The sequence below is a fragment of the Franzmannia pantelleriensis genome (assembly GCF_900102875.1).
Classification (GTDB): domain Bacteria; phylum Pseudomonadota; class Gammaproteobacteria; order Pseudomonadales; family Halomonadaceae; genus Franzmannia; species Franzmannia pantelleriensis.
The window spans coordinates 122,186-141,469 of record NZ_FNGH01000013.1 but is presented as its reverse complement, the minus strand read 5'-3'; the positions used below and the strand labels follow the sequence as shown (position 1 = coordinate 141,469).

Genomic DNA, 19,284 nt, shown 5'->3' with positions numbered 1-19,284 from the left:
CAGCCAGTGCGCGGCAACCGCCTGTGGACAGCGCCCCTCCAATGACAACACGCCCCACAGACGCCAACGCCCGCGCGGGGCGGGCGTTGGCGGCACGACAGCAGCAAGCACGAACTCTGGCTAGCGGAGGATCACCCGAGCATAGCGTTTCTTGCCAGCCTGGATGACATAAGCTTTGCCAGTATCGAGCATATGGTCCTTAGCCACTACGTCGCCGTCGACCTTGACCCGGCCATTACCCAGCATGTCCTTGGCCTGGGCGCTATTGTTGGCGAGCCCGGAGCGGTTGAGCACTGCAGCAATCGGCGCCTGCTGCCCCTCGAAGTCGACCTCGACCTCGGGCAGATCATCCGGCAGCTCACCCTCGGCAAGCTGGTTTCCCGCCGACTTGTGGGCGTTGGCCGCCGCGTCTTCGCCGTGGTAGCGGGCGATCAGTTCACGCGCCAGCACCATCTTGATGTCGCGCGGGTTGGCCCCCTGTTCGGCATCGCGTTTGAGCGACTCGATCTCCTCGTTGCTCTTCAGCGAGAGCAGTTCGAAGTAGCGCCACATCAGGCTATCCGGCAGCGACACCAGCTTGTTGAACATCGTCCCCGGCGCCTCATCGACGCCGACGTAGTTGCCCAGTGACTTGGACATCTTCTGCACGCCGTCGAGGCCTTCGAGCAGCGGCATGGTGATGACCACCTGGGGCTCCATGTCGAAGTGCTTCTGGATTTCACGCCCCATCAGCAAATTGAACTTCTGATCGGTGCCACCCAACTCGATGTCGGCCTCCAGCGCTACCGAGTCGTAGCCCTGCACCAGCGGGTAGAGAAATTCATGGATCGAAATCGGCTGCCCCGCCTTGTAGCGCTTGTCGAAGTCGTCACGCTCGAGCATGCGTGCCACGGTGCTCTGGGCCGCCAGCTCGATCATCTTGGCGGCGGACAGCTCACCAAACCACTCCGCGTTGAAGCGCACCTCGGTCTTGCTCGGGTCGAGGATCTTGAATACCTGCTCACGGTAGGTATCGGCGTTGGCCTTGACCTCTTCCTCGGTGAGCGGCTTGCGAGTGACGTTCTTGCCAGTCGGGTCGCCAATGCGCCCGGTAAAGTCACCAATCAGGAAGATGACCTCGTGCCCCAGATCCTGGAACTGACGCATCTTGGTCAGCAGCACGCTGTGCCCCAGATGCAGGTCCGGTGCCGTCGGATCGAAGCCCGCCTTGATACGCAGCTTGCGGCCAGAGGCCAGCTTCTTCTTCAGCTCGTCTTCCAGCAGAATCTCATGGGTGCCACGTTGTAATAGCGCCAGAGCGCTCGCGACATCGGTCATCGTCTCCTACTCCCGTCAAGGCGGTGAATCAGGCCAAGTTGGCTCGCAAAATGATGCGCAATGGTAGCATGTCTTATCCACTATCGGTGATGCCTTCACCGCCCGCAGGGAGCCTTGCATGCCACGTTTTCTGGGATTGATGTCGGGCACTAGCCTCGATGCCATCGATGCGGCGCTACTGCGCATAGACGAGGCCGGCCATCTACACCTCGAGCAGAGCCTCGCCGAACCACTGCCACCAGCGCTTCGCGAGCGGTTACTGACACTGTGTCAGGCCACGTCAGTGAGCTTTGCCGAACTGGCCTACCTCGAGGATGCCTTCTGCCGTCACCAGGCTAGCGCCGCGACGCGACTGCTCGCCGCCGCCGGCCTGACGCCCAGCGACGTCGAGGCCATTGGCAGTCACGGCCAGACCATCGAGCATTCCCCCTACGGCCACACCGGCGGCCCGGCCTATACGCTACAGCTCGACAACCCCAGCCTGCTGGCCGAGCTCACCGGCTGCCGTGTCGTCGCCGACTTCCGCCGTCGCGACCTGGCGGCCGGCGGTCAGGCGGCCCCCCTGGCGCCGGCCTTTCATGATGCGGTGTTCCGTCACGCCGATGAGTGGCGACTGGTGCTCAATCTGGGCGGCTTCGCCAACCTGACCCTGCTTCCGCCACTGGGTAGCGACGCCAAGGTAATCGGCTTCGATACTGGTCCCGCCAATGCGCTGCTGGATGCCTGGCATCAACGCCAGCGCGGTGGCAGCTTCGATGCCGACGGCGCCTGGGCCGCCAGTGGTCGGGTCGACCCCACACTGCTCGCAAAGCTGCTCGACGATACCTACTTCAAGCGCCCACCGCCCAAGAGCACCGGGCGCGAAGTATTCCACCTCGAGTGGCTCGACTCGCGGCTGAGCGGCAGCGAATCGCCCGCCGACGTCCAGGCCACCCTCGCCGAGCTGAGCGCCGTCAGCATTGCACGCGGCGTCGAGCTCGTGCGCACCACCTACGCCACGCCTCTACCGGCAAGGGTGATCCCCTGCGGTGGCGGCGCCCACAACGCCGACCTAATGGCACGCCTGGCGGCACACCTGCCGGGCATCTCGGTCACCCAGGCTGATGCGCTTGGCTGGCCGGCCGACTGGCTGGAAGCCGCGGCCTTCGCCTGGCTGGCCTGGCGAAGGCTCGCGGGGCTCCCCGGCAACCTGCCTTCGGTTACCGGTGCTGCTGGACCGCGGGTGCTGGGCGGCATCTACTCAGCTTAAAAGTCATCCTCATCGCGCAGCTCCAGATGCCCGGCATCCTGCTTGAGCTGCTCGATGCCGCCACTGTCGCCAAATTTGATCATCAGGCGCAGGTCGTTGGCGGAGTCGGCATGCACCAGAGCCACCTCCTGACTGATCACGCCCTCACGGTAGAGATCGTAGAGCGCCTGATCGAACGTCTGCATGCCCAGGTCACGGGAGCGTGCCATGATGTTCTTGATCTCGCCGACATCCCCCTTGCGAATCAGGTCACTTATCAGCGGCGAGCGCAGCATGATCTCGATCGCCGCGCGACGGCCAGCGTCGCGCGTCGGTAGCAGCTGCTGAGCGACGATGGCCTGGAGGTTGAGCGACAGGTCGAGCCAGATCTGGTCGTGGCGCTCGGCGGGGAAGAAATTGATGATGCGATCCAGCGCCTGGTTGGCGTTGTTGGCATGCAGCGTGGCCAGACACAGGTGACCGGTCTCGGCGAAGGTCAGGGCGTGCTCCATTGTCTCGCGAGTCCGCACCTCGCCAATCAGGATGACATCCGGCGCCTGGCGCAAGGTATTCTTCAGCGCCACCTCGAAGGACTCGGTATCGATCCCCACCTCACGCTGGTTGATGATCGCCTTCTTGTGCGGGTGGATATACTCGATGGGGTCCTCGATAGTGATGATGTGTCCACCCAGGCTCTCGTTGCGCTGCTGAATCATCGACGCCAGGGTCGTCGACTTGCCGGTGCCGGTCCCCCCCACCACGAACACCAGCCCTCGCTTGATGCCGGCCAGCTCCCCCAGGGTATTGGGAAGCGACAACTCCTCGAGATGCGGAATATCGAAGGCAATACGACGCAGCACCATGGCCGGCTGATTGCGCTGCTGGAACGCGCTCACACGAAAGCGCCCCTGCCCCGGCAGGCTGAGGGCGAAATTGGCCTCCTGCTCGGCGGCAAAGCGCTGGCGCTGATTCTCGGGCATCGCCGCCTTGACCAGCTCGCTGACCTGCGCCTGGGACAAGCCCTGATCGCCCAGCGCAGTGAGCTTGCCGGCCACCTTCAAGGTCGGCGGTGCACCCACGGAAATCAGCAGATCGGACGCCTGCTGGGCGACGATGATCTGCAGCAGCTGCTGCAACCATTCATTGGCGGTCATGAAGCCCCCTTGCGCATATGGCGTAATAGTCGATCTATTGGACGTTCAAGGAGCCCTTGGCCTTGGCCTGAGCCTCTTCACGGGTCACCGAACCGTCGCTGATCAAGCGTGCCAGCGAGGCGTCGAGGGTCTGCATGCCCAGGTTACCGCCGGTCTGGATCGCCGAGTAGATCTGCGCCACCTTGTCTTCGCGAATCAGATTACGCACCGCCGAGGTAGCCACCAGGATCTCGTGGGCGGCAATACGCCCGCCGCCCTGGCGCTTGAGCAGCGTTTGCGACACGACCCCTTGCAGCGACTCGGAGAGCATCGAACGCACCATGGCCTTCTCGTCGCCGGGGAAGACATCGATGATACGGTCGATGGTCTTGGCTGCCGAGGTGGTATGCAGGGTACCGAACACCAGATGACCGGTTTCGGCGGCGGTCAGCGCCAAGCGAATGGTTTCCAGGTCACGCATCTCGCCGACCAGGATCACGTCCGGATCCTCGCGCAGGGCGCTGCGCAGCGCCGGAGCGAAGCCGTGGGTATCACGATGCACTTCGCGTTGATTGATCAGGCAGCGCTTGCTGCGGTGAACGAATTCCACCGGGTCTTCGATGGTCAGGATATGGTCGTAGCGGGTATCGTTGATGAAGTCGATGAGTGCCGCAAGCGTGGTACTCTTGCCCGAACCGGTGGGCCCGGTCACCAGCACCAGGCCTCGCGGTAACAGGGCCAGGCGGCGGAATACATCGCCCAGCCCCAGATCTTCCATGGTCAGCACCTCGGAGGGGATGGTCCGGAACACCGCACCGGCACCGCGGCCATGATTGAAGGCGTTGACACGGAAGCGTGCCACCCCTGGGACCTCGAACGAGAAGTCTGTCTCGAGAAACTCCTCATAGTCGCGGCGCTGGCGATCCCCCATGATGTCGTAGATCAGCTTGCGCACCTCACGGTCGTCCATGGCTGCCACGTTGAGGCGGCGAATGTCGCCATCGACCCGGATCATCGGCGGCAGACCCGCCGAGAGATGCAGGTCAGAGGCGTTCTGCTTTGCCGAAAACGCCAGCAGTTCGGTAATATCCATGGACTTTCCCCGCTCCCAGTAAGGTCGTTATCAGTATGACAGAGGTTGCGATTGACGAGACACTCAAGGCTGCACGCCTACGCTTGGCGCGCGCCCTGGACGCAGCGGGGCGTCCCCCTCGAGCGGCCGAGCTGCTGGCGGTAAGCAAGACCAAGCCGGCGGCGCAGATCCGTAAGGCCCATGCCTGCGGTCAGCGCGCCTTCGGCGAGAACTACCTGCAGGAGGCGCTGGACAAGCAGCAGGCGCTGGCCGACCTCGATGACATCGTGTGGCATTTCATCGGTCCACTGCAATCCAACAAGACCCGTCAGGTCGCCGAGCACTTCGCTTGGGTGCATAGCATCGACCGCGACAAGATCGCCCGTCGACTGAGCGAGCAGCGCCCTGAGCGGCTACCCGCATTGAACGTCTGCCTGCAGGTCAATATCAGCGACGAGCCCAGCAAGGCAGGGGTTCGCCTCGCCGATCTGCCGGCGCTGGCCGAGGCGGTGGTGGCGCTGCCGCGCCTGCAGCTGCGCGGCCTGATGGCAATTCCAGCGCCCTGCGACGATTCACAGCGCCAGCGCGAGCCCTTCGCACGCCTGCATGACGCTCTCGCGGACCTCCAGGCGCGACATCCCGAGGCACCGCTGGACACCCTGTCGATGGGCATGAGCGATGACCTGGAAGCGGCCGTGGCGGAAGGCGCGACCCTGGTGCGCCTGGGCACCGCGATTTTCGGCCAACGGCCGCCACGAGACTGACCCGGCCACTCGCCGCCACCAACTAACACCCAACTGCAAGGAGCCCCGCATGGGCAATCAACTGGGAAGCGCAGGACTGCTACTGGTCAACACCCTGGTCAACATCTACCTGTTCCTGATGATGCTGCGTTTTCTGCTGCAGGCATCCCGCGCCGACTACTACAACCCCATCAGCCAGTCGGTGGTCAAGATCACCCAGCCGGCGGTGCGCCCCTTCCAGGGGTTTCTTAGCCCGATGGGGCCCTTCGACCTGGCGACGCTGGCTTCTGCCTTGCTGATCAAGGCGGTGAGCATCGTGGTGATCCTGCAGATTGCCGGATTCGGCATGCCGCCGATCGCCGGCACCGCCATCGCCAGCGTCGCGGCACTCGCCAACGCCATTCTCAAGATCTACTTCTTCGCGCTGATCGCGATGATCATCCTCAGCTGGGTGGCCCCCAACGCCAGCCATCCCGGGGCCCTGCTGATCATGCAGCTGGTCGAGCCGATCATGGCACCGGTACGCAAGGTGATTCCGCCGCTGGGCATGATCGACCTGTCGCCGATCGTGGTATTCATCGGCATCAGCCTGGTCGACAGCATCGTGGTCGGCGCCCTGACCCGCGCCGCCGGCATCCCCGGCGCTCTGGTCGGCCTGTGACAGTCAAGGAGTCGACACGTCCGATGCCCGAGTTCGCTTCTGATTCGGTCGGCCTGGTGACGCCGCAGACGGCACACTTCGATGCCCCGCTGGCGCTGGCCTGTGGCCGAACCCTGTCCAACTACGCGCTGGTCTACGAGACATACGGTACCCTCAACGCCGAGCGCAGCAATGCGGTGCTGATCTGCCATGCGCTGTCTGGCCATCACCACGCCGCTGGCTACCACAGTGCCGAGGAGCGCAAACCCGGCTGGTGGGACGCCCATATCGGCCCCGGCAAGTCGATCGATACCGATCGCTTCTTCGTCGTCTCGCTCAACAATCTCGGTGGCTGCCACGGCAGCACCGGTCCAACCAGCGTCAACCCCGAGAGCGGTCGCCTGTGGGGGCCTGACTTTCCGATGGTCACCGTCGAGGACTGGGTGCACAGCCAGGCACGGCTGGCCGACCAGTTGGGTATCGAGCGTTTCGCCGCGGTGGTCGGCGGCAGCCTTGGCGGCATGCAGGTCCTGCAGTGGACGCTGGCCTACCCCGAGCGCATCGCCAACGCCGTGGTGATCGCCGCTACGCCCAAGCTGTCGGCGCAGAACATCGCCTTCAATGAGGTCGCACGCCAGGCGATCCGCTCCGACCCCGAGTTCTTCGAGGGCTGGTACGCCGAGCATGACACCGTGCCCAAGCGCGGTCTCAAGCTGGCGCGCATGGTGGGGCATATCACCTACCTGTCGGAGGACGCCATGGGCAGCAAGTTCGGCCGCGACCTGCGCAGCGACGACCTCAACTTCGGCTTCGACGTGGAGTTTCAGGTCGAGTCCTACCTGCGCTACCAGGGCGACACCTTCTCGACCTCGTTCGACGCCAACACCTACCTGCTGATGACCAAGGTGCTCGACTACTTCGACCCCGCAGCCAGCCACGGTGGCGACCTGGCCCGGGCCCTGGCGCCGGCCAGCTGCCCGTTCCTGGTGGTCAGCTTCTCCACCGACTGGCGTTTCACGCCGTCGCGCTCGCGGGAGTTGGTCAATGCGCTGATTCGCGCCGGCAAGCGGGTCAGCTACGCCAACATCGACTCGCCCCACGGCCACGATGCCTTCCTGCTGCCCGAGCCACGCTACCGGGCGGTGTTCGCCGGCTTCATGGATCGCGTGGCGCGCGATCTCGACCTGGAGGGCCACTGATGCGCGCCGACCTCGCACTGATTCACCATTGGGTGCCCGACGGCGCCCGCATCCTCGACCTGGCCTGCGGCGATGGCACGCTGCTCGACGCCCTGGCCCGCGACAAGGGTGTCACTGGCTACGGCCTGGAGATCGACCCGGAAGGCATCACCGCCTGCGTCGAGAAGGGCGTCAACGTCATCGAGCAGAACCTCGACGACGGCCTGGCCAACTTCGACGACGACGCCTGCGACCTGGTGATCATGACCCAGGCGCTGCAGGCGCTGCGCCGTCCCGACCTGATGCTCGACGAGATGCTGCGGGTCGCCGGGGAGTGCATCATCACCTTCCCCAACTTCGCCTTCTGGCGCCATCGCGCCTACCTCGGCTTCAAGGGCTACATGCCGGTCTCCAAGACGCTGCCGCATGCCTGGTACGACACGCCCAACATCCACCTGTCGACCTTCAACGACTTTGAACGCCTGTGCCGCGACAAAGGTCTGATCATCACCGACCGCGCCGTGGGCAACGGTGGCGGCGAGGGCAACTGGACCACCCGCCTGTGGCCCAACCTGTTTGGCGAAACGGCGATCTTCCGCGTCAGTCGCCGCGCCCAGTGATGCAAGGAGGAGAACCATGCGTACCGCGACCCTGGCCGGGCTCGGCCTCGCCCTGTGGCTATTGAGCCCGCTGGCCGGCGCCCAGCAGTTCGAGCAAGTCGGTGACTATCAGGTCCATTACAGCGCCGTGAATACCAGCTTCCTCAGCGACGAGGTGGCGGAGACCTACGGTATCCAGCGCAGTCCCGCTCATGCGCTGCTCAACGTCAGCGTGGTCGAGGAGCAGGACGACGGCAGCACCCACCCGGTCAATGTCGCGGTCAGCGGCAGCGTCGGGCCACTCTCGGGCAGCCAGTCGGCACTGGCGTTTCGCAACGTGCGCGGTGCCGACGACACCCGCGCTCAGATCGCCACCTTCCGCATCCACGACGACGAACCGATGCGCTTCGACCTCGACGTCACCTACGACCGCAATCGCGAGCCGGAGCGGGTTAGCTTCATCCAACGCTTCTATATCGAACGCTAGCCGCCCGCTGTCTCCAATGTACGCGTAAGCGTCACCGGCAGCCGCTGGGCCAGGCGAATCGCCCGCGGCACGCCGGCTTTGCGCTCGAGTGCACAGCGATAGGCCAGCACCTCAACGCCGCACGCGGCGACCTCCCGCAGGGTCGCGGCATAGGCCGGGTCGAGGTGTGTGGCCGGCGCCACGCTGTCGATGCCCTCATGGGCCACGCAGAACAGCAACACTGCCCGCTGCCCCTCGGCGGCGAGCCGCGCCAGCGCCTCCAAGTGCTTGCGGCCGCGCGCGCTCACCGCATCGGGAAAGTAGCCGTGGCCATCGGTCTCCTTGAGGGTGACCTGCTTGACCTCGACGTAGGTGGCGGCGCCGTCGGCGGCGGTGAGTCGAAAATCGAGGCGCGCGTCGGTTACCGACGCTTCGCGCTTGAGGGTCTCGAAGCCGGCCAGCGGCGCAATCACACCCTCGCACAGCGCCTCTTCGACGATCGCATTGGCGCGGCCGGTCTGCACCGAGGCAATGGCCAGGGAACCATCCGTCTGAGGCAGCTCGATCAGCTCCCAGGTCCAGGCGAGCTTGCGTTTGGGGTTGTCACTGGGCGATAGCCACACCCGGCTGCCGGGCACATTGACCGCGCGCATCGAGCCGGTATTAGGACAATGGGCGACCACCACCCGACCATCATCGAGCTCGACATCAGCGAGAAAGCGTTTGTAGCGTTGCAGCAGGATGCCGGGCACCAGCGGCGGATACTCCATCAGGCCTCCTGCAGGCGGGTCAGAAAGCGTTCGAGGCGCATCAGCGCCTCCTCGAGCCTGGCCACGTCGTTGGTAAAGGCGATGCGCACATGGTGCTCGCCGCCGCGCACGGCGAAGTCGATACCCGGGGTGATCGCCACCCCCTCCTCGGCCAGCAGGCGCCGGCAGAAGGCCTGGCTGTCGCGGCTGTAGCGGCTGATATCCAGCCACACGTAGAAGGCGCCCTGGGGCGTTAGCGAGGGTGCCAGTCCCAACCGCGCCAGGCCAGCCAGCAGGGCGTCGCGTCGCCGCCCGAGTTCGCGCCGCTGCGCCTCAAGGATCTCCCGGCATTCGGGAGTGAAAGCCGCCAGCGCGGCATACTGGGACGGCGTCGCCGCGGCCAGGAAGACGTTCTGCGCCAGACGGGTGAGCGGCTCTACCGCCGCCTCAGGCGCCACCAGCCAGCCCAGACGCCAGCCGGTCATGCCGAAGTACTTGGAGAAGCTGTTGACCACGAACGCCTCGGGGGCCAAGGCGGTGGCCGAGAGCGGCTCGAGGTCGTAGCTCAGGCCTTGGTAAATCTCATCGACCAGCAGCTCGCCGCCACGCGCAGTGACCGCCTCGGCGACCGCCGTCAGCTGTGCGGCATCGAGCATATGCCCGGTAGGGTTGGAGGGCGAGGCGAGCATCGCCAGCCGCGTATCGTCGCGCCAGTGGCGCTCGATCAACGTCGCATCGAGCTGCCAGCCGCTGTCATCGCCGACCGTCACGCAGTCGAGCTCGGCGCCGGCCATGCTCATGAAGTGGCGATTGCAGGGATAGTTGGGATCGGCCATCAGCACCCGGTCGCCGTGCTCTACCAGCAGCTGGCTGGCCAGCAGCAACGCCCCGGAGGCGCCGGGGGTCACGATGATCCGCGCCGGATCCACCCGCGCACCGAAGTGCTCGTGGTAATGGCCGCTGATCGCCTCACGCAGCGCTGGCAGCCCCGCCGCTGGCGTATAGCGTGTCCGCCCTTCCGCCAGCGCTTGCTGACCGGCGGCCACCACCGGCGCCGGCGTGGCAAAGTCGGGCTCGCCGACCTCCAGATGAATCACGTCGGCCCCTGCCGCCTCCAGGGCCTGGGCCTCTTCGAGCAGGCCCATTACGCGGAAGGGCTGAACGCTCGCCAGCCGACTACTCCACCGCATTGCTCTCCTCCTGTATCACACCTTGTCTCGGCACCTTGAGGCCACTTGTGTGGTCAAACGCCTAGTGTAAGCGGACTCTCCCGCCTTGCGCAGCGTCAAGAGCAGCATCGATAAGCACCATGACAATACAGGCAGTGGTTGCAAAGGCGGCGTTTTTTCGCTAAACAAGCAAACCTTTGGCACAAGTGTCTCTCAGCTTGGGTCAGGGTATTGTTCAGCAGTCACACAAGTAACGAGGCAGCCCCATGCCAGTAGCAGCCAAGAAAACGGAAGCGCCCAAGAAATTCACCCCGTACGAGCCGGCGGCGGGTGAAGAGTACATGAACGAGAAGCAGCTCGAGCACTTCCGACAGATCCTGCTGGGCTGGAAACAGGAGCTCATGGAAGAGGTCGACCGCACCGTGCGGCACCTGCAGGAAGAAGCCAACAACTACGCCGATCCAGCGGATCGCGCCACTCAGGAAGAGGGCTTCAGTCTCGAACTGCGCACTCGCGATCGCGAGCGCAAGCTGCTCAAGAAGATCAATGAGACCATCGACAAGATCGATGAGGACGATTATGGCTTCTGCGAAGCCTGCGGCGTCGAGATCGGCATCCGCCGCCTCGAGGCACGTCCCACCGCCACGCTATGCGTCGACTGCAAGACGCTGGCCGAGCTCAAGGAAAAGCAGCTGGGCGGCTAACGCCATGCGCCTGGCGCGAAGGTATCACACCGGCGGGCACCCCAGGGGTGCCCGTTCAGCTGTCAGCGCGCCAGCGCGGCCATGAGCGTCTATCGTGGCCGCTTCGCGCCGACACCCTCGGGCCCACTGCATTTCGGCTCGCTGGTAGCAGCGCTGGGTAGCTACCTGGATGCCCGGCACGCTGGCGGCGAGTGGCTGCTGCGCATCGAGGACATCGACCCGCCGCGCTGCCCACCGGGCGCCACCGACACCATCCTGCGCCAGCTGGAGGCCTTCGGCCTGCACTGGGATGGTCCCGTGTTCTACCAACGCCAGCGCGATGTCGCCTATCAGGCCGCCCTCGAGCGGCTGATCGAGCAAGGCATCGCCTACCCGTGCAGCTGCTCACGCAAGCAGTGGCGCGACTACCCCATCTACCCCGGCTGGTGCCGCCATGGCGTGCGCGAACCGCACAAGCCATTGGCCTGGCGGCTACGCAGCGATCTGGGGCTGCGCCCGGTGGCGTGGCAGGACCGGCTGTTCGGCGCGCAGCGCTTCGACCCCGCCGACCTCGGCGACGTGGTACTCAAGCGCAAGGATGGACTCTGGGCCTACCAACTGGCGGTGGTGGTCGATGACGCCGCCCAGAGCATCAGCGATGTAGTGCGCGGCCTCGACCTGCTCGACAACACCCCCTGGCAGCGGCAGCTGCAGGTCGCGCTGGACTACCCCGAGCCACGCTACCTCCACCTGCCGCTTATTGTCGCCGCCAACGGCCAGAAGCTCTCCAAGCAGAACCTTGCCGCACCGCTGCCCGATGACGATGGCGCCGCCCTGCGCCGCCTGCTTCACCGGGCCCTGCTGGCCCTCGATCAGGCACCGGACCCGATCGCCGCCGAGGCACCGGTGGCCGAGCAACTGTCCAGCGCCGTGCAGCGTTGGGATCCACGACGCGTCAGGGCCGAACGCCACCGCCGCGACACGAGCTGATACCATCGGCGGATCGGTACCTTTCGAGGACGCTCATGTACGTCTATCGCATCATGCTGTTCCTGGTGTTCGGTGGCTATCTGCTATCGCCGTTGCTGATGAGTGGCTGGGCCAGCCCCGGCACCGCCTGGTATCGCCCCTTCTTGATCTGGGCCGGGCTGATCGCCCTGACCATATGGCTGGAGCAGAAGAGAAAACTCGATGAACGCTAGTCTCAGCGTGACAGCCGTGCTGCTGCTCGGCAGTGGCTATCTGGGGCTACTGTTCCTGTGCGCCCTGGCAGTGGAGCGCGGCTGGATCCCCTCGCGGATCGCCCGTCACCCGGCGGTCTATACGCTGGCACTGGGGGTCTACGCCAGCGCCTGGGCGGTCTACGGCAGCCTAGAGCTGGCCAGTGCGGCGGGCTACGGCTACCTGGCCTACTATCTCGGCGTGGCCGGCGCCTTTCTGCTCGCCCCGGTACTGCTGCTGCCGATCCAGCGCATGACCCGCACTCACCAGCTGTCATCGCTGGCCGACCTGTTCGCTTTCCGCTTTCGCTCGCGCTGGGTCGGCAGCCTGATCACCCTGGTCAGCCTGCTGGCCGTATTGCCGCTGCTGGCCCTGCAGGTGCAGACTCTTGGCAGCGCCATTCACCTGATGACCGGCAGCGCCACGCCGGGACTGCTGGCGCTGGGTTTCTGCGCGCTGATTGCGCTATTCGCGATCCTGTTCGGCGCCCGCCACACGCGACTTCATGCCCGCCACGATACCCTGCTGGCGACCATCGCCGTGGAGTCGCTGGTCAAACTCGCGGCCATGCTGGCGCTGGGCGGCGTGGCACTATTCGGCATCTTCGACGGCCCGGCCGACCTGCAGGCCTGGCTCGACGGCCCCGGCCTGGCAGAGCAGGCCGCCATCCCGCCTCTCGACCCGGCACACTGGCGCACCCTGCTGCTGCTGTTCTTCGCCGCTGCCTTTCTGATGCCGCACATGTTCCACATGACCTTCGCCGAGACGCTGTCGCGGCGCGCGCTGCTCCAGGCCGGCTGGAGCCTGCCGCTCTACCTACTGCTGATGGCGCTGCCAATACCGCTGATCCTGTGGGGCGCCCAGCGCGTCGGCGTCAATGCCGAACTGCTCGGCACCGCCTACCTGGCCTTCGGCCTGTCCGACGCCTGGTGGGTCGACGCGCTGGCCTTCATTGCCGGCCTGGCCGCGGCCAGCGGCACCATGATCATCATTGCGCTGGCGCTGTCGGGGATGATCCTCAACCATATCGTCCTGGTGGCGCATCCGCCGGCCTATCAGCCCGACCTCTACCGCTGGTTGCGCTGGCTGCGCCGGGCGCTGATCGCCGCGGTGATCTTCGGCGGCTGGCTGCTGTATCGCACCGTCGGCGTACACCACGACCTCACCGCCCTGGGCATCACCGCCTTCGTCGGCATGGCGCAGTGCCTGCCCGGCATGCTGGCGGTGCTCTACTGGCCAGGGGCCAACCGCAAGGGCATGGTCTCCGGGCTCATGGTGGGCGTGTCGATCTGGCTAGCCGGGCTATGGCTGCCACTGCTCACCGCCCAGCCGGGACTGGTGATCATTCCCCCGGGGCTCGAGGCGCTGCAGGGCGAGCCGACCTGGTATGTGGTGACACTGGTGGCGCTGGCCGCCAATATCATCACCTTTATTCTGGTGTCGCTGCTCACCCGCACCTCCGAGGGCGAGCGCGCCGCCGCCGAAGCCTGCTCGGTGGATGCGGTGATCCGCCCCAAGCGCCTGCCATTGAGTGCCGCCAATGGCGCCGAGTTCCAGCGTCAGCTGGCCCAGGCGTTGGGCGAGGATGTCGCCGAGCGCGAAGTCACCCGGGCCTTGAGCGCCCTGCACATGAGCGCAGATGACAGCCGCCCCTATGCCCTACGGCGCCTGCGCGACCGTATCCAGGCCAACCTCTCGGGACTGATGGGGCCCTCGGTGGCCCAGGATATCGTCGACCGCTTCCTGCCCTACCAGCGCAACGGCCAGGCCGAGACCGACGACATTCACTTCGTCGAAAGCCGCCTGGAGGCCTACCGCTCACGCCTCACCGGCCTGGCACGCGAGCTCGACGGCCTGCGCCGCTACCACCGCCGCACCCTGACCCAGCTGCCGATTGGCCTGTGCGCCTTCGGCGATGACGGCGAGCTACTAATGTGGAACGACGCCCTGGCCGAGCTCTCCGGCATCAGCGGTGCCAGCGTGATTGGCGCCCGCCGCGACAGCCTGCCGGCACCCTGGGGTGAACTGCTGGGGCGCATCCTCGAGCAGCAGCACAGCCACCTCTACAAGCAGCAGGTGAGCCTGGCCGCCGGCACCCGCTACCTGACCCTGCACAAGGCGATACTGCAGCCCGGCGACGCCGAACGCGGCGGCAGCGTGATCCTGGTTGAAGATCACAGCGAAATGAAGTGGCTGGAGGACGAGCTGGTCCACGCCGCGCGGCTGGCCTCGATCGGCCAGCTCTCTGCCGGTGTTGCCCACGAAATCGGCAACCCCATCACTGGTATCTCGTCGCTGGCCCAGAACCTGCGCTACGACACCGACGACCCCGAGGTGCTGGAAACCGCCGAGCAGATCCAGCAGCTCACCGACCGGGTCTCGCGCATCGTCTCATCGCTGGTTGGCTTCGCCCATGGCGGGCGTCACGTCCAAGGCACCGTGTTCCAACCGGTGGTCGTCGCCGAGGTCGGCGAGGAAGCGCTCCACTTGATCCACCTGGCACGCTCAGGCGAGGATGTGGGGTATCGTAACCTGTGCCCGCCCGCGCTAGTGATCGACGGCGATGCCCAGCGGCTGGTACAGGTGCTGGTCAATCTGCTCAGCAATGCGCGCGACGCCAGCCCCGCGGGGGGCGAGGTGGTGATCGACGCCTACCGCGACGGCGACGGCGTCAGCTTGACGGTCACCGATCAGGGGCCTGGCATCGACCCCGAGATTCGCGACCACTTGTTCGAGCCCTTCACCACCACCAAGGCGCCCGGCGAAGGGACCGGTCTCGGCCTGCCGCTGGTCTACAGCATCATCGCCGAGCATCACGGCCAGATTCACATCGACTCACCGCCCCCCGGGCGCGACGCCGGCACCCGCATTCGCCTGTGGCTGCCCATCACCAGAGAGGACGGCAACGACCGCCATGAGCCGGATTCTGATTGTTGAAGACGAGAGCATCATCCGCAGCGCCCTGAAGCGCCTGCTCGAACGTCACGACTACCAGGTCAGCGAGGCCGGCTCAGTGGACGATGCCCTGGCCCTCGACCCACAGCGCTTCGACCTGGTGATCAGCGACCTGCGTCTGCCCGGCGAGCCGGGCACCGCGCTGATCGACGCGGCAGCGCCAGTACCGGTGCTGATCATGACCAGTTACGCCAGCATGCGCTCGGCCGTCGACGCCCTCAAGCAGGGCGCCCTGGACTATATCGCCAAGCCCTTCGACCACGAGGAACTGCTCGAGACCGTGGCCAAGGCCCTCGAGACCAGCGCCAACCATGCGGCCCCGCCGGCGGCCACCTCTAGCCAGGCCTCCGCGCAGACCATGATCGGCAGCTGTGCCGCCATGCAGGCGGTGTATACGCGTATCCGCAAGACCGCTCCCGCCGACGTCACGGTGCTGATTCAGGGCGAGTCGGGCACCGGAAAGGAGCTGGTGGCCCGCGACATTCACCAGCAGAGCCGGCGCGCCCGGGCACCGCTAATCTGCGTCAACTGCGCGGCGATTCCTGAGACCCTGATCGAATCAGAGCTATTCGGCCATGAAAAGGGCGCCTTCACCGGCGCCAGTGCGGCACGTACCGGCCTGGTCGAGGCCGCCGACGGCGGCACCCTGTTTCTCGACGAGATCGGCGAGCTGCCGCTGGACGCCCAGGCGCGCCTGCTGCGAGTGCTGCAGGAGGGCGAGATTCGCAAGATCGGCTCGGTGGAGACGCGCCACGTCAACGTGCGCCTGATCGCCGCCACCCACCGCGATCTGCGCAGCCTGTCGAAGACCGGCGAGTTCCGCCTCGACCTCTACTACCGCCTTAACGTGATGCAGATCGATCTGCCGCCGCTGCGTGATCGCGAGGAGGACATACTGGCCCTCGCCGACACCCTGCTCGACGGCGCCTGCCAGCGCCACGAGCGCCGCGGCCTCAAGCTGTCGCGGGCAGCACGCCGTGAGATCCGCGACTACCCCTGGCCCGGCAACGTGCGCGAGCTGGAGAATGCCCTCGAGCGAGGCGTGATTCTCGCCGAGGGCCATTTGATCCACCCAGACGACCTGGGCCTCCACCCGGCCCCCGCGTCTCGCCCTACCCAGCCCGCCAGCCAGCCGCCACTGAGCGGCCCCGTGGAAACCGACAGCATCAGCGAGGAAGATCTGTCGCTGGAGGACTACTTCCAGCACTTCGTGCTCGAGCATCAGGACCAGATGAGCGAGACCGAGCTCGCCCAGAAGCTCGGCATCAGCCGCAAATGCCTGTGGGAGCGCCGCCAGCGACTCGGCATCCCGCGCAAGAAGAGCACCCGGAGCCGCGCCACCGGCTAGCCGCCCAGCACAATCCGACCATGGTCTAAGCGCCTTCGCCCTCCGTGAGCGAGGGCGTTTTTGTGGACGACCCGGCCTCGCATGCACCAGTTGTTACCATCCCACACAGGAATTGCCCCAGCATGGTCCCCTGGAGGTAACACAGCCGCCGCCGGCATCAGCGGGAACTTATGCAACAGATAGTAAAACCATGAAATAAAAGAACTTTATAGATCGTGGCACGGTCACTGCTATACCTTAGGGCAAGAAAAACAACATCCGGACGCTGTTCCCTGCCACGTAACAACAACAAGGTGGCGACAGCGCGACCCGACGCTCAACAACAACAATCCTGCGTCGGGCTATGACACGCGAGCAATCGGTAGGCTCCACGAGCCCAACAACAACAACACACCGCTGCCGCGACTCGACCATAACAAGCACAATAGGGTCGAGAGTCCGGAAAATGAACCAGGACGCGACGCATCGCGCAGCCGCAACAAAAAGAACAAGCGGCTCAGAGGTGCACCTTCGGCAACAATAACAACAGGCCGAAGGAAGGTAGCTTGCTACCGTCGTGGTTGGATTATTGTTTTGAATACGAGACGGTCGCCACCAGGAAGAGGTCAACAACAATAAGAAGCGTTGCTTGCCTGATGATCCCTTGGGTGACTGTGGTGCGTATTCAAGGCGATGCGCCATCACGAAGAAAAATTATCAGCACGGACCGCTGAACGCATGCTTCGGGGGAGACCTTAGGGTCTCCCCCTTCTGCGTTTGTCGCCGGGTCAGCGCATGCGCTTCGCCTTGCGTGACCACACACGATGGTTTCCAAGGTGTCGGCGGTCGGCTACACTGGAGTTTTCGCCCATAGCGAGTCGATATCGCTGCATGTTCAAAGGATTTACCCGCTTTCTCCAACGCCCCGGTGAACGTTTGAAGAGTCTTTTCGGAAGCCAGGACGGCCCCGCTGTCAGCCATGGGCTCCAGATCATTCCGCGCGACCAACACCCGGTCTCCCGCCGCCAGTTCAGCGAACCGGCGCTCAAGGTGTTGTATCGCCTGCATAATGCCGGCTTCGAGGCCTACTTGGTGGGCGGCTGCATCCGCGATTCACTGCTCGGCCAGACGCCCAAGGACTTCGACGTCGCCACCGACGCCACCCCCGAGCAGCTGCGCGACCTGTTTCGTAATTCGCGCATCATCGGGCGGCGCTTTCGCATCGTGCATGTGCGCTTCGGCCGCGAGGTAATCGAGGTCACCACCTTCCGCGGTCGCCCCGGCGACGATCACGGCACCCAGCAGTCGCAGCAGTCCGAGGACGGTCTTCTGCTGCGCGATAACGTCTGGGGCAACGTCGAAGAGGACGCCCTGCGTCGTGACTTCACGGTCAACGCCCTCTACTACAATATCGCCGACTTCTCGATCCACGACTGGGCCGACGGGATCCGCGATATCGAGTCGCGCACGCTGCGCTTGATCGGCGACCCCGAAACCCGCTATCGCGAAGACCCGGTGCGCATGCTGCGCGCCATCCGCTTCGCTGCCAAACTCGACTTCGCCATCGCCGAGGCCACTGAGGCACCGATCCGCGAACTGGCCCCGCTACTGCTGCAGATTCCGCCGGCGCGGCTGTTCGACGAGGTACTCAAGCTGATGCTGGCCGGGCAGGCGCTGGCCACCTTCCGCCTGCTGCGCGAGTACGGCCTGTTTGCCATGCTGTTCCCCGAGGCCGACGAGAGCATCGCCGAACTACCCTGGGCCGAGCCGCTGATCGAGCGCGCCCTGGCCAACACCGACGCGCGTATTCAGGAGGGCCGCCCCGTCACGCCGGCATTCCTGTTTGCGGCACTGCTATGGCCCGGCGTCACCCAGCGCATGGCGCGCCTCGCCGACGACGGCATGCCGCCGATTCCCGCGCTGCAGGCCGCATCGCAGCAGGCAGTATCGCGCCAGCTGCAGCATATCTCGATCCCCAAGCGCTTTAGTCTGCCGATGCGCGACATCTGGGACCTGCAGCAGCGACTGCCCAAGCGCCGTGGCAAGCGCGCCTTCCAGACCCGTGAGCATCCGCGCTTTCGCGCAGCCTATGACTTCCTGCTGCTGCGCGAGGAAGCTGGCGAGCTCGATCCCGGCCTCGGCGCCTGGTGGACCGCCTTCCAGGAAGCCGACGAACACGAGCAACGGCGCCTGCTGGGCAAGGTAGATGCCGACCCCGCTGGCACGCCTGGGCCACGCAAGCGCCGGCCGCGCAAGCGTCGGCGGCGCGCCTCGTCGCCCTCAGGGCAAGATGGCTGACACACACCGCGCCTATATCGGCCTGGGCAGCAATCTCGATGATCCGCTGGCCCAGGTGCAGCGCGCCCTCGCCGCCCTTGATCGCCTGCCGCTGACCCAGCGCGTGGCAGCCTCGCCCTGCTACACCAGTCGCCCAGTAGGGCCTCAGGATCAACCTGACTTCGTCAACGCCGTGGCCGCCCTCGACACCCGCCTCTCACCGTTGGCGCTGCTCGACCTGCTGCAGGCACTGGAACAGCGCCAGCGCCGCCGCCGCCTGCGCCACTGGGGGCCGCGCACCCTCGATCTCGATCTACTGCTCTACGACGATATCTGCCTGGCCACGCCGCGGCTCACACTGCCGCATCCGCACATGGCCAGCCGAGGCTTCGTACTGCTACCCTTGGCCGATATCGCCCCTGCACAGTGCCTGCCAGACGGCCGCCGGGTTGCCGAACTGGCCGCAGAGCACGCTGGCGATGGCTTGCGCGTACTGTTACCCCAAAGGTAGAGTTGCCGCACGAACG

Annotated in this window: 18 protein-coding genes; 13 read left to right on the top strand and 5 right to left on the bottom strand. The window is 65.5% G+C overall.

The window, feature by feature from the left end; all coding sequences use genetic code 11:
• Positions 1 to 120 precede the first annotated feature (120 nt).
• A complete protein-coding gene (gene tyrS, locus BLT16_RS16520; protein WP_089659606.1) occupies positions 121 to 1,317 on the bottom strand; it encodes a tyrosine--tRNA ligase in 1,197 nt (398 codons plus the stop codon).
• A gap of 118 nt (positions 1,318 to 1,435) precedes the next feature.
• On the opposite strand from tyrS, the gene BLT16_RS16515 reads away from it, so the two are divergent.
• Positions 1,436 to 2,566, top strand: coding sequence for an anhydro-N-acetylmuramic acid kinase (locus BLT16_RS16515; protein WP_089659605.1), 1,131 nt, complete (start codon positions 1,436 to 1,438; stop codon positions 2,564 to 2,566).
• Here the strand turns inward: BLT16_RS16515 and BLT16_RS16510 are convergent.
• Together BLT16_RS16510 and BLT16_RS16505 are read right to left on the bottom strand one after the other, a co-directional pair.
• A complete protein-coding gene (locus tag BLT16_RS16510; RefSeq protein WP_089659604.1) occupies positions 2,563 to 3,699 on the bottom strand; it encodes a PilT/PilU family type 4a pilus ATPase in 1,137 nt (378 codons plus the stop codon). The two genes, BLT16_RS16515 and BLT16_RS16510, sit on opposite strands and share 4 nt — an antisense overlap.
• Before the next feature lie 34 nt (positions 3,700 to 3,733).
• A complete protein-coding gene (locus BLT16_RS16505) occupies positions 3,734 to 4,771 on the bottom strand; it encodes a type IV pilus twitching motility protein PilT (RefSeq protein ID WP_089659603.1) in 1,038 nt (345 codons plus the stop codon).
• A 35-nt stretch (positions 4,772 to 4,806) separates the two neighbouring features.
• Between BLT16_RS16505 and BLT16_RS16500 the strand changes: the two genes are divergently transcribed.
• The 5 genes from BLT16_RS16500 to BLT16_RS16480 are packed head-to-tail and all read left to right on the top strand — an operon-like array spanning position 4,807 to position 8,397.
• On the top strand, positions 4,807 to 5,514 hold the full coding sequence (locus tag BLT16_RS16500; protein WP_089659602.1) for a YggS family pyridoxal phosphate-dependent enzyme: 708 nt from the start codon (positions 4,807 to 4,809) through the stop codon (positions 5,512 to 5,514).
• Between the two features lie 49 nt (positions 5,515 to 5,563).
• Entirely contained in the window at positions 5,564 to 6,154 is a 591-nt protein-coding gene (locus BLT16_RS16495; RefSeq protein ID WP_089659601.1) for a YggT family protein, read from the top strand.
• A 23-nt stretch (positions 6,155 to 6,177) separates the two neighbouring features.
• Positions 6,178 to 7,332, top strand: coding sequence for a homoserine O-succinyltransferase MetX (gene metX / locus BLT16_RS16490; protein WP_089659600.1), 1,155 nt, complete (start codon positions 6,178 to 6,180; stop codon positions 7,330 to 7,332).
• The gene (gene metW / locus BLT16_RS16485; RefSeq protein ID WP_089659599.1) at positions 7,332 to 7,931 is read left to right on the top strand and encodes a methionine biosynthesis protein MetW; all 600 of its coding nucleotides are present in this window, start codon (positions 7,332 to 7,334) and stop codon (positions 7,929 to 7,931) included. Before metX ends, metW begins: the two co-directional genes overlap by 1 nt.
• Before the next feature lie 16 nt (positions 7,932 to 7,947).
• A complete protein-coding gene (locus BLT16_RS16480) occupies positions 7,948 to 8,397 on the top strand; it encodes a DUF4426 domain-containing protein (RefSeq protein ID WP_089659598.1) in 450 nt (149 codons plus the stop codon).
• On the opposite strand, the gene sfsA is transcribed toward BLT16_RS16480, so the two are convergent.
• Positions 8,394 to 9,146, bottom strand: a complete 753-nt coding sequence (sfsA, locus tag BLT16_RS16475; protein WP_089659597.1) for a DNA/RNA nuclease SfsA — start codon at positions 9,144 to 9,146, stop codon at positions 8,394 to 8,396. The two genes, BLT16_RS16480 and sfsA, sit on opposite strands and share 4 nt — an antisense overlap.
• Positions 9,146 to 10,315 (bottom strand): aminotransferase class I/II-fold pyridoxal phosphate-dependent enzyme, encoded by a 1,170-nt coding sequence (locus tag BLT16_RS16470; RefSeq protein WP_089659596.1) that lies wholly within the window; start codon positions 10,313 to 10,315, stop codon positions 9,146 to 9,148. Before BLT16_RS16470 ends, sfsA begins: the two co-directional genes overlap by 1 nt.
• 245 nt (positions 10,316 to 10,560) lie before the next feature.
• On the opposite strand from BLT16_RS16470, the gene dksA reads away from it, so the two are divergent.
• From dksA to folK, 7 genes are all read left to right on the top strand, one after another.
• A complete protein-coding gene (dksA, locus tag BLT16_RS16465) occupies positions 10,561 to 10,998 on the top strand; it encodes an RNA polymerase-binding protein DksA (protein ID WP_076746118.1) in 438 nt (145 codons plus the stop codon).
• A gap of 81 nt (positions 10,999 to 11,079) precedes the next feature.
• Positions 11,080 to 11,967, top strand: a complete 888-nt coding sequence (gene gluQRS, locus BLT16_RS16460) for a tRNA glutamyl-Q(34) synthetase GluQRS (protein ID WP_089659595.1) — start codon at positions 11,080 to 11,082, stop codon at positions 11,965 to 11,967.
• 35 nt (positions 11,968 to 12,002) lie between these two features.
• Entirely contained in the window at positions 12,003 to 12,179 is a 177-nt protein-coding gene (locus BLT16_RS20860; protein WP_176817260.1) for a hypothetical protein, read from the top strand.
• Positions 12,169 to 15,135: an ATP-binding protein gene (locus tag BLT16_RS16455; RefSeq protein ID WP_089659594.1), complete on the top strand. Its 2,967-nt coding sequence runs from the start codon at positions 12,169 to 12,171 to the stop codon at positions 15,133 to 15,135. The genes BLT16_RS20860 and BLT16_RS16455 overlap by 11 nt, the downstream gene beginning before the upstream one ends.
• The gene (locus BLT16_RS16450) at positions 15,113 to 16,501 is read left to right on the top strand and encodes a sigma-54-dependent transcriptional regulator (protein ID WP_089659593.1); all 1,389 of its coding nucleotides are present in this window, start codon (positions 15,113 to 15,115) and stop codon (positions 16,499 to 16,501) included. The genes BLT16_RS16455 and BLT16_RS16450 overlap by 23 nt, the downstream gene beginning before the upstream one ends.
• 870 nt (positions 16,502 to 17,371) lie before the next feature.
• On the top strand, positions 17,372 to 18,778 hold the full coding sequence (pcnB, locus tag BLT16_RS16445) for a polynucleotide adenylyltransferase PcnB (protein ID WP_089659592.1): 1,407 nt from the start codon (positions 17,372 to 17,374) through the stop codon (positions 18,776 to 18,778).
• Complete coding sequence (gene folK, locus BLT16_RS16440) at positions 18,771 to 19,268, top strand: 2-amino-4-hydroxy-6-hydroxymethyldihydropteridine diphosphokinase (RefSeq protein WP_089659617.1); 498 nt, start codon at positions 18,771 to 18,773, stop codon at positions 19,266 to 19,268. Before pcnB ends, folK begins: the two co-directional genes overlap by 8 nt.
• Positions 19,269 to 19,284 lie beyond the last annotated feature (16 nt).

Excerpts from the sequence above, each read along its gene's own strand:
- BLT16_RS16455 (WP_089659594.1), top strand. The coding sequence starts at position 12,169 with ATGAACGCTAGTCTCAGCGTGACAGCCGTGCTGCTGCTCGGCAGTGGC.
- BLT16_RS16500 (WP_089659602.1), top strand. The coding sequence starts at position 4,807 with ATGACAGAGGTTGCGATTGACGAGACACTCAAGGCTGCACGCCTACGC.
- gluQRS (WP_089659595.1), top strand. The coding sequence starts at position 11,080 with ATGAGCGTCTATCGTGGCCGCTTCGCGCCGACACCCTCGGGCCCACTG.
- BLT16_RS16510 (WP_089659604.1), bottom strand. The coding sequence starts at position 3,699 with ATGACCGCCAATGAATGGTTGCAGCAGCTGCTGCAGATCATCGTCGCC.
- BLT16_RS16450 (WP_089659593.1), top strand. The coding sequence starts at position 15,113 with ATGAGCCGGATTCTGATTGTTGAAGACGAGAGCATCATCCGCAGCGCC.
- BLT16_RS20860 (WP_176817260.1), top strand. The coding sequence starts at position 12,003 with ATGTACGTCTATCGCATCATGCTGTTCCTGGTGTTCGGTGGCTATCTG.
- metW (WP_089659599.1), top strand. The coding sequence starts at position 7,332 with ATGCGCGCCGACCTCGCACTGATTCACCATTGGGTGCCCGACGGCGCC.
- BLT16_RS16515 (WP_089659605.1), top strand. The coding sequence starts at position 1,436 with ATGCCACGTTTTCTGGGATTGATGTCGGGCACTAGCCTCGATGCCATC.
- BLT16_RS16470 (WP_089659596.1), bottom strand. The coding sequence starts at position 10,315 with ATGCGGTGGAGTAGTCGGCTGGCGAGCGTTCAGCCCTTCCGCGTAATG.
- folK (WP_089659617.1), top strand. The coding sequence starts at position 18,771 with ATGGCTGACACACACCGCGCCTATATCGGCCTGGGCAGCAATCTCGAT.
- metX (WP_089659600.1), top strand. The coding sequence starts at position 6,178 with ATGCCCGAGTTCGCTTCTGATTCGGTCGGCCTGGTGACGCCGCAGACG.
- sfsA (WP_089659597.1), bottom strand. The coding sequence starts at position 9,146 with ATGGAGTATCCGCCGCTGGTGCCCGGCATCCTGCTGCAACGCTACAAA.
- BLT16_RS16495 (WP_089659601.1), top strand. The coding sequence starts at position 5,564 with ATGGGCAATCAACTGGGAAGCGCAGGACTGCTACTGGTCAACACCCTG.
- tyrS (WP_089659606.1), bottom strand. The coding sequence starts at position 1,317 with ATGACCGATGTCGCGAGCGCTCTGGCGCTATTACAACGTGGCACCCAT.
- pcnB (WP_089659592.1), top strand. The coding sequence starts at position 17,372 with ATGTTCAAAGGATTTACCCGCTTTCTCCAACGCCCCGGTGAACGTTTG.
- BLT16_RS16480 (WP_089659598.1), top strand. The coding sequence starts at position 7,948 with ATGCGTACCGCGACCCTGGCCGGGCTCGGCCTCGCCCTGTGGCTATTG.
- BLT16_RS16505 (WP_089659603.1), bottom strand. The coding sequence starts at position 4,771 with ATGGATATTACCGAACTGCTGGCGTTTTCGGCAAAGCAGAACGCCTCT.
- dksA (WP_076746118.1), top strand. The coding sequence starts at position 10,561 with ATGCCAGTAGCAGCCAAGAAAACGGAAGCGCCCAAGAAATTCACCCCG.